This is a genomic window from Psychrobacter sp. CX18 (genome assembly GCF_057396215.1).
Genome location: NZ_JBXYJH010000026.1, coordinates 1 through 8732 on the forward strand (window position 1 = coordinate 1; position 8732 = coordinate 8732).

9 protein-coding genes are annotated in these 8732 nt (G+C 38.8%); 2 read left to right on the forward strand and 7 right to left on the reverse strand.

The genetic code is table 11. The features are described from left to right. From AC2SLT_RS12865 to AC2SLT_RS12875, 3 genes are all read right to left on the reverse strand, one after another. The coding region (locus AC2SLT_RS12865) for a hypothetical protein (protein ID WP_486548050.1) at positions 1 to 1102 on the reverse strand (1102 nt) is incomplete at its 3' end. A gap of 91 nt (positions 1103 to 1193) precedes the next feature. After that, complete coding sequence (locus tag AC2SLT_RS12870; RefSeq protein WP_486548051.1) at positions 1194 to 2222, reverse strand: OmpA family protein; 1029 nt, start codon at positions 2220 to 2222, stop codon at positions 1194 to 1196. Positions 2223 to 2757: 535 nt separating this feature from the next. Beyond that, complete coding sequence (locus tag AC2SLT_RS12875) at positions 2758 to 3240, reverse strand: DUF305 domain-containing protein (RefSeq protein ID WP_486548052.1); 483 nt, start codon at positions 3238 to 3240, stop codon at positions 2758 to 2760. Positions 3241 to 3894: 654 nt separating this feature from the next. On the opposite strand from AC2SLT_RS12875, the gene AC2SLT_RS12880 reads away from it, so the two are divergent. Continuing rightward, on the forward strand, positions 3895 to 4026 hold the full coding sequence (locus AC2SLT_RS12880) for a hypothetical protein (protein ID WP_486548053.1): 132 nt from the start codon (positions 3895 to 3897) through the stop codon (positions 4024 to 4026). Continuing rightward, on the forward strand, positions 4013 to 4165 hold the full coding sequence (locus tag AC2SLT_RS12885) for a hypothetical protein (protein WP_486548054.1): 153 nt from the start codon (positions 4013 to 4015) through the stop codon (positions 4163 to 4165). The genes AC2SLT_RS12880 and AC2SLT_RS12885 overlap by 14 nt, the downstream gene beginning before the upstream one ends. A 202-nt stretch (positions 4166 to 4367) precedes the next feature. Here the strand turns inward: AC2SLT_RS12885 and AC2SLT_RS12890 are convergent, their stop codons facing one another. The 4 genes from AC2SLT_RS12890 to AC2SLT_RS12905 form a co-directional block, all read right to left on the reverse strand. Continuing rightward, positions 4368 to 4730: a hypothetical protein gene (locus tag AC2SLT_RS12890; protein WP_486548055.1), complete on the reverse strand. Its 363-nt coding sequence runs from the start codon at positions 4728 to 4730 to the stop codon at positions 4368 to 4370. 503 nt (positions 4731 to 5233) lie between these two features. After that, complete coding sequence (locus AC2SLT_RS12895; RefSeq protein ID WP_486548056.1) at positions 5234 to 5689, reverse strand: hypothetical protein; 456 nt, start codon at positions 5687 to 5689, stop codon at positions 5234 to 5236. A gap of 1 nt (position 5690) precedes the next feature. Next, positions 5691 to 6227: a polymorphic toxin-type HINT domain-containing protein gene (locus AC2SLT_RS12900; protein WP_486548057.1), complete on the reverse strand. Its 537-nt coding sequence runs from the start codon at positions 6225 to 6227 to the stop codon at positions 5691 to 5693. 674 nt (positions 6228 to 6901) lie between these two features. Further along, the coding region (locus AC2SLT_RS12905; RefSeq protein ID WP_486548058.1) for a hypothetical protein at positions 6902 to 8732 on the reverse strand (1831 nt) is incomplete at its 5' end.

Sequence of the window (8732 nt, forward strand, 5' to 3'; positions counted from 1 at the left end):
CAGGTAGGCGGGTTTCCCCTGTGGCTGGGTCAACGGTGACGCCTGCTGGTAAGGTGCTGCCATCCGCTGGTGCCCACTCTCCGGTTGCAGGATCTTTGGTTAGTTCAACGGTTTGTGGGTTACCCGCCTCGTCGGTGTAAGAGATGGTGGCGCTAGTGGCGTCATCCGCTGGGGTGACTGCCACTGAACCGTCGTCATTGGCATCAACGATTGGGGTCGCAGGCGGTGTGGTGTCCACTGGCGTGTCGCTACCTGAGGTGGCTTCGCCGCTCGATTCATTACCGGCGTCATCACTGTTGGTCGCGTTCACTGGCGTACCATCTTTGACAGCGTCTGCAGGTAGGTTGGTTTCCCCTGTGGCTGGGTCAACGGTGACGCCTTCTGGTAAGGTGCTGCCATCCGCTGGTGCCCACTCTCCGGTTGCAGGATCTTTGGTTAGTTCAACGGTTTGTGGGTTACCCGCTTCGTCGGTGTAAGAGATGGTGGCGCTAGTGGCATCATCCGCTGGGGTGACTGTCACTGAACCGTCGTCATTGGCATCAACGATTGGGGTCGCAGGCGGTGTGGTGTCCTTAGCAGGAGGCGTATTATCATTATCATTGTCATCACTACTACCTGCCAAAGCTGCACCCACGATACCTAATCCTGCAAGACCCACTAACCAAGGCAGTGCATTAAATCCTTCGGTTCCTGAGGCCCCTATCCACCAAGGAGCTACCTGCTCTTCCCCACCTAGTGCTTGACCTTCAAGGTCACCTACTTGTAATTCAGTAACATAATCAGCAATTTCACCTGAATCAGGAATATAATAGTAATATTCACCATTTTCGGCTATACCAATTAATGCGCTATCTGTATCATTATAGAAATCTTCGATAATTAAGTCGCTTTCTTGACCTTCATCTTCAAAAGATACATGTAAGTCTTTGCCCACACGCTTTGTCACGATATGAGTCGGTGCACGATCTATAGACTGATCGAATAATTCATAGTTAACATTTTGAACCGCTTTAATGACGGTAGGCTTACCATCTTTAGTAACAACGGTATGCTCAGCAACAGTTTGGGTAGCGTTATTTACTTTTACAATAATAGTTTTCATAATTTTATCTTTACTCATTAATTTAAGAAGGTTGTTGTCTGGATTAGGGTGTGTTTGATTAGTGTTTGGTTATAAAGTTAGTCGTAAGTAATTAGTTACTTTGATGATGGATAATGGCAACAACTCTGCGGTTATTCTGTCTTCCTTGTTCTGTGTCATTGGTGTCGATTGGTTGACTTTCTCCATAACCTCGAGTATCGATTCGGTCAGCGGCGATACCATATCTATTTACTAACTCATTTTTAACAGCATCAACACGTCTTTGAGATAATTGTTGGTTATAGCTGTCATCACCTAAGCTATCGGTGTGACCTTCAAGCTCTGTTTGAACGTCAGGATATTTTTGCATAAAGTCAGCAACCGCTTGGAGTTTCGATTGATAGCCACCTCTAATACGGGCACTATCGAAATCGAAGAGCACATCTAGCTTAATAGGTTTATCAACTACAATTGGCTCTGCAGGTTCTGGAGTGACTTCTGGTTGAGGCTGAGGGCGTATATCTGGACAGCTGTCAGCAATAACGCGGTTGATTTGATGGGTTTGTTCTGGCGAGTTTTTAATAATGTTGGCAGCAGTACTTTCATCCATTTCAGTTAATGTTGCCATATTCGTGTTTTGATCAACATCGACTTGAAAATAATAGGTGTGCTTGGGTTCAAACGAGGTACGAAAAATAGGATTATTTAAATAGTTGGTTTTGGTGTTGGTAATCTCTGTACTTAAGATTTGTTCACCATTACAAACGATGACATGCGAAAATTGACCCGGTTGCAAACTTGTATGAAAACGCTTGTTAATACCTATATTGACACTATCTTGGTAATCTTTATCAATATTAGAATCAGTCGATTGATCAAATTGGGTGACGGGTCTATAAAAGATGATTTGACTTTGATTGTCTTGCAGTTGGTTAACACTTGGTATTTGAAATGGTTCACCTGTCTTATCCCAATGAACCTGATTAACGGACCGAGTACCAGAATCAACTTCATTTTGACTGTCTACTGATGATGCATTTTCTGGAGAATCTTGAGGAGATGGGTTTTGTGAAAAAGTTTGACAACCATTTAAAGAAGCGAGGGCTATAAAAGCCGGTAAGGCAAGTCGTTTAAAAGTCATTATTATTGTCTCTTTTATTATTTGAGGTTATTTAATTAGAAGTAGCAAATTTATGATAATAGTAAACCCATATCCATGGATTGCTATAGCTATAGAGGTTTAGTTGATAAATGCTTTTTAACTTAAAAACATTGTTTAATTTAAATAATCAGATTAGTGACATAAACTAAAGTTGGGTTTTTTCCATACTTACTATAATACGTATTTTTTAAGCAATTTCAATCATTTAATTTTACTGAAGATGGAAACTAAATAAATTAGTCCAATAATTACATCAGGTTAATAATAAGACACTTAGGCTTACAAATAGCAATAAATTAGCAACTATAAATTATTATTTATTGCAGATTTTTCCTCCTAATATTTTCCTACTAAGATTAAATAAAATAGCTTTCTACCTTAGGGCCTGTATAAAATAACTTTCCACAGAATTACTCGCTTCCAAAAAAAACCCAAACTATGAGTGTTTGGGTTTGAATTAAGATTAAATTTTAAGTCGAAAGTCTTGACCTAATTTTCATGACTTAAGTTTCTGTTACTCAAGCTCCTCTATAAGCTGTTGCATCTGTTTAATCTCACGCTTTTGAGTTTCAATAATACCATCTGCCAACTCTTGTACTCTTGGGTCTTCGATATCTGCTCGGTTACTGGTCAATATAGCAATCGAATGATGCGGAATCATCGCCTTCATCCAATCCACCTGATTGACAGTCGCTTGCGAACGCACTCCCCAAAGTCCTATTGCAAATAGCACGATACTAATGCCATAGATAGCCAAATTTAATTTGGTCTTTTTGTACATATTACCCATAAACGCCAGCATGATGATTGCCATTGCAGCACCCATATACAGTGCCATGTAGGCTCTGGTTTCACTAAAGTAAACATGATCCCATTCATAGGTATTAAAGTACATCATGATATACATCACGATTGTCGAGGTAAGTATCATCAGTGTGAATTTTAGATAAGGGTTCATGCCTTGTTGATGAGCATTGTGATGAGCTGATGTCTGCATAAAGGACTCCTTTAACTTGTTTGATTTTTTATATGGATAAGAACTAAAAAGACCCAAGCAAATATACGAGCTTAGGTCTCATTATAAACAACTTAAAGACTAAAAAAATTAGTTCTGTTGCTTAGGGGTATCGATACTCGTAAGGACTGCAAACGACCTATTGTTGTTCAATTTATAGACCTGATAAGGTGTCAATTGATTATCATACTCCATTCCTTAACGGCCCAGATGACTCCCTATCAAAAAGTACAGTGTATTCGATACATAGTTTGTAGCCATTCTCGCTTTGCACTTGTATCTGACTGATCAATGGCGTGCGAGCTATATTGACTGACAGTGTTCCAACATTCGAGCGACCACTGCCAGCCAAAGCTCACTACGCCATTGTCTGCGTCAGTATACCGCTGCAATCGAGGCTAAACCGCTTGTTAGGACCACACGTGGTGCGTTTACAAAAGTTTATTAGATAGGATACTTTAGTTTAACACTTCTTCGTCGTCTCGGAGATAGTAATAAGCTATTTGGCTAGGATTGTTTTTAGAATATACAGCTGCTGGGCTGAAAGCTCTGTTTACTAAGCTGCTCATTGGTAGCAGTGTTGGTGATATCTTGGGTCGTTAAGGTGTCGGTGGTGAAGTTAAGTGTGCCGTTGCTTTGGTTGCCATCGCTATCAGTTTGAATATTGGCGATGATACCGCCTATGTTGGTGGTATCGCCTACTGTGATAGATTGCTTGTTACCTCTATCGATGATGCCGCTTTGTTCACTGGCTATGCTGCTTTGTGAGCTGCCTTTTGCTTTATTAGCCCCTAGACTGCCCCCTGTCGGTCTTGGTGTGCCTGTGGCTATGTTGGCATTGATACCGATATTAGCTCCTGAGCTGTTGTTACTGCTGTCAGTGGTGTTTTGTACGGTTTCAATGTGAAGTTTATTTGTGGTATAGCTACCTTCACTTGCGCCACTTATGTCAATACGTCCGCCATTTAAGGTGGTGGTATCGGCATGACCATTTAGGCTACCAACATTAAGATTAGTATTGGTTTGGGTGGTGCTGAGACTTTGAGAGTCGCTCTTTTGGGTGCTTAATCCTAAGCCTACGTTGCCTGCGGTGTTACTTTATGAATATATCAATATGCTTTACCATGATTAGTATAACACCTTTTTATTAAGTCAAACTCATACCAAAAGTCGTCTATAACTCTATCATCAGTATTAAAAACAATTCTTATCCCATTTTTTATATCCCAATACCAGCTATATATAAGATTTAATTTTTTATTGAATAACACTACATGTGGAAACGGTATTGTAAGTATATAACTACCTTTAATATCGTAGACTTTTGCTACAAAATTAGTTTTTTTCTCATCTTTCTCTTTATTGAACACAATTAAATAACTAATACTTTTAATGTATTCAATTTCAATGTACTCAAAGTCAATATCAAGCTCTTTAATTAAAGCTTTTTTTTCACAATTACTTAACTCCATCGTTCTATCCTCATTAACTTTTTGGTAAAGGTATAGCAATTCCTACTGGTTCCATTACATTTTGTCTTTCCGTACTAGGAACCAGAGGCACTACTTGATTACCACCGCCTTCATAAACTTTTCCATCAGTACCAGTTTGAGGACCAACTACACTTACTGCACTAGTTTGGTCAAAATTTAAATCACAACAATCCGCATAATGAACCCAAACACCAAGCTCACCAATATGATAGGTGCTAAAGTCTTGTACTTCAAAGTTATATACGGTATCAGTTTTATCTAGTTAGTTTTGGCTAACAACAGTCAAAAGGTTGTTGTTTCTATCAATAAGCTTCATTCCAGAAATTAAAGCAGAAGCTGATTTCCAACCACTACCATCTACCCAAAATGGATGCTCTTCGGTTACGTATGGGAAATTTCGGTATTTTTGTTAGTTTATAAATTGTTTAATCAAAATAATAAAAGCTGGGCTTAAAGCCCAGCCTTTCTTATTACTAAAGCGTTTAGTCAATATTAGAAAGTGTATAGCCATCATTTGATATATAATCTGGAATGTTCTTAAAACAAAGAAGTTGGTCTCCCCAATTTAAAATAACAAGCATTTCATCATCAAATACAAAAGCGTAACCAGCTATTATAGACTTATACATCACGTAAAGAATATTTGTAACTTTAAGACTTTTGAAATCTTTCAAATTTAAAAAATTTGTAAGATCTCTTATTCTAATAATACCGTATTCTTCCATATCTACATTTTTCAATGGCTTGTCTTGACTTAAAATAATTCCTTCTCCGGCGCTATCCACTTCTAATGTAATATTCAGATCATTGAAGAAAATATTAAATCTTAAAATATCAATATCTTTAAAATTTTCTCCGATAAGCTCAATACTTTCAAAAAATACCTCACCACAGATTTTTGTAATTTCTTTACCAATAAGTTTTGATATTAAAGACATACTATTTAGCCCCAGCTATTGCAGTTTTGACGGAAGTATTTGAAGTAACTCCGTCTTTTAATATAGTAACAAATTCACCATTAGGTTTAGTAACCACGACATCATTACCCTTTATAAAAAATAGCACATCCCCTCTACCTCCATTTGCTCCTTGACCAGAGAATGTCCCAGTAATAACTTTATCAGGATTATTACCAATATCGTTAATTTTTTTAGTGATCATATCTCTATCAGCTTTCTTAGTAACATCACCCCCAAAATCTTGAACATGCTTTCCTAATTTTCTACCGAGCTGAGTGCTGTTTACAGTAAATGTAGGAATCTCTGTATTTTTAAGGTATGTATAACAACTATTATGAACCCAAACCCCAAACTCACCGATATGATAAGTATGGAATTCATCTACCTCAAAGTTATATACGGTGTCCGTTTTATCCAGCTTGGTTTGGCTTACGACTTTGAGCGTTTGCTCATTGTCACGGTTAACAAGCGTCATTCCTGCCTGTAACATCTTAGCAGGTAGCCATCCTGCACTCACTACCCAAAATGGGTGCTCTTCTGTGGTTTCAAAGGTTTCGGTATTTTTGTTAGTTTATGAATTTGCTAATCAAAATAAGAAAAGCCGGGCTTAAAACCCAGCCTTTCTTATTACGAAAGCGTTTAGTCAATATTAGAAAGTGTATAGCCATCATTTGATATATAATCTGGAAGGTTATTAAAACAAAGAAGTTGGTCTCCCCAATTTAAAATAACAAACATCTCATCATCAAAAGCTCATTAGTCCTGTTATTTGATTACGTGACAGACCATGTCGCCTATTTGTACTTGTTCAATGGGTTTATTGCCATTTATGGTCATGACTTCCATGTCACCACGGAATGAGCAGTCAATAAGAAATATAGTTCATATAAAGATATACCAAGAACTAAAAAGTAGGTCTAAAAATTATTAACAAACTAATAGCAATAAACATTAATAATGAAATTATAAAACTGTAGAGTATTCGTTCTAACCAACTGAAATCATAATTCATTAATAATATCCCTCCCAATAAGGCGTATAATGGAAAGAAAACAATCATACCTACTAAAGACATTCCATCATCCTTCCCTCCAGGGTAACTGAGGTCAGCATGTATGTAATCAAAGCTATATGCAATTGCATAAATTAATAGGCACAGTAAGGACAAAAAGTATAATAGTGTATGAAATTTCATTTAATACCTCTGTTATCTAGTACTTTCTTCCCAATTTTGATTGCCTCTTGCATTTGAGGTGCATTTCCACCACCACCATGTGCCCCAGTAGATGGAACTATAATGACATTTGGGTTAAATTTATAAAAATTTTCCATGGTATCATAATCTCGTTTAATTGCTTGTATAGTTCCTTCATAGGATCTATCTCCAAAAGCCCTACCTGCACCTTTAAGAACTCCGTCATTTCCTAAGTTTTTATCTCCTCTAATAGCAACGACTATAACCCTTTTGGAGTTATACGAGGCTAATTTAAGCTGATCTACAAAATCTCTATCATCATAATCTACCCTAGCTCCTGCAACTACTCTATAATCCCATTTACCGCCTCCACGTGGTGCACCTGCTAGTAAGGCTGCATCCCCACCCATACTAAAACCAGCTATAACTTTTACTCTATTAGAGGTATGTTCTAACATTTCAGCTTTAACTGCCCCAACCACGGGACTACTACTATAAAACCCAGCATAATAAACATTTGGTGAATTTATTTCTCCCATTTGTCCATTAGTTAGTTGATACATTGTTTTCGCTAAATTAGCAACCCCTGATGGATCACCCGGCCCTCCACCATGTAGAATTATGTTTTCATTCTCAAACACATCCCCAGCCTCCTGCTGAGTCTCTAACCGCTCCTTATTTGCAGCCAGCATCTCCTGTTGCTCTTGAGCGGTATTGGCATTATTAATCGCAGTCGTGTCAATACTGCCCTTCGCCTCAGCGATATCATCACTATTCGCCCATTTACCCACATCATAAGCTATCTCACCTAAATTGCCCATTGTCGAGGCGGACGCTTCGCCTTGTCCATTACTATGGGTAATCTCTTCGGTTAAAGTATTTGCATTACTATAGGTATCGCCTATAGAGGCAACGTTCCCATTGGCAATAGTTACGCCATCACTGGTGTTCAATGCACCACTGTCAAGGTAGATATCTTTACCCGTGGTTTCATTGGCTGAACCAAATACTACTGTTCCTACAGCCCCACCTCGAGACTCGGTTAAGTCAGGGTTAATATAGACTGTCGCATCTTCTGCATCGGTACCTCTTGCGAAGTTATCTTTTAGCTCGTTAAGCTCAACTTGTTTAGCGATCTCATTAGTTATACTCCCATCTTCTATCCTCTCTATTTTGGCATTTAGTTCAACGGTATCATCACTCATGCCGGTATGATTAATATTATTAATCACTGTAATGTTATCTTTGGCTTTATCTAAGGTTGATTTGTTTTGATTGTCAGGGTTTTTATTGCCGTCGTCGGTTATAGCAGCAATAATAGCCGGGGCTTTTAGAGCGTCACTGACGGTAATCGCTGTAATTTTCTTAGCATTCTTCCCAAGCTCCTTCTGCTCATCGATAATCTCATCTCGACCCGCCTTGGTAAACACTCTCGCATCAATATTGGCATCGACATCAAGCCCTGCGGTTTGCTGATCTTTGATGATAATTTCGGTATTGAGCGCATCACGGTTGACACCCGCTAGGCTATCTTTGCCAGTTATCGAATCACTGGTGACGATGACACCTTCGCCTACGGTCGCCAGCGTTTTACTTTCAAACTCATTGGCATTATTGGCAACTTGTATGCCAAGGTTGTTAATGCTTTGATCTTGTTTCCCTGTACCTACGCCGATACTTCCGCCTAGGTTACGCTGCTCATTGGTAGCAGTGTTGGTGATATCTTGGGTCGTTAAGGTCTCGGTGGTGAAGTTAAGTGTGCCATTGCTTTGGTTGCCATCGCTATCAGTTTGAATATTGGCGATGATACCGCCTATGTTGGTGGTA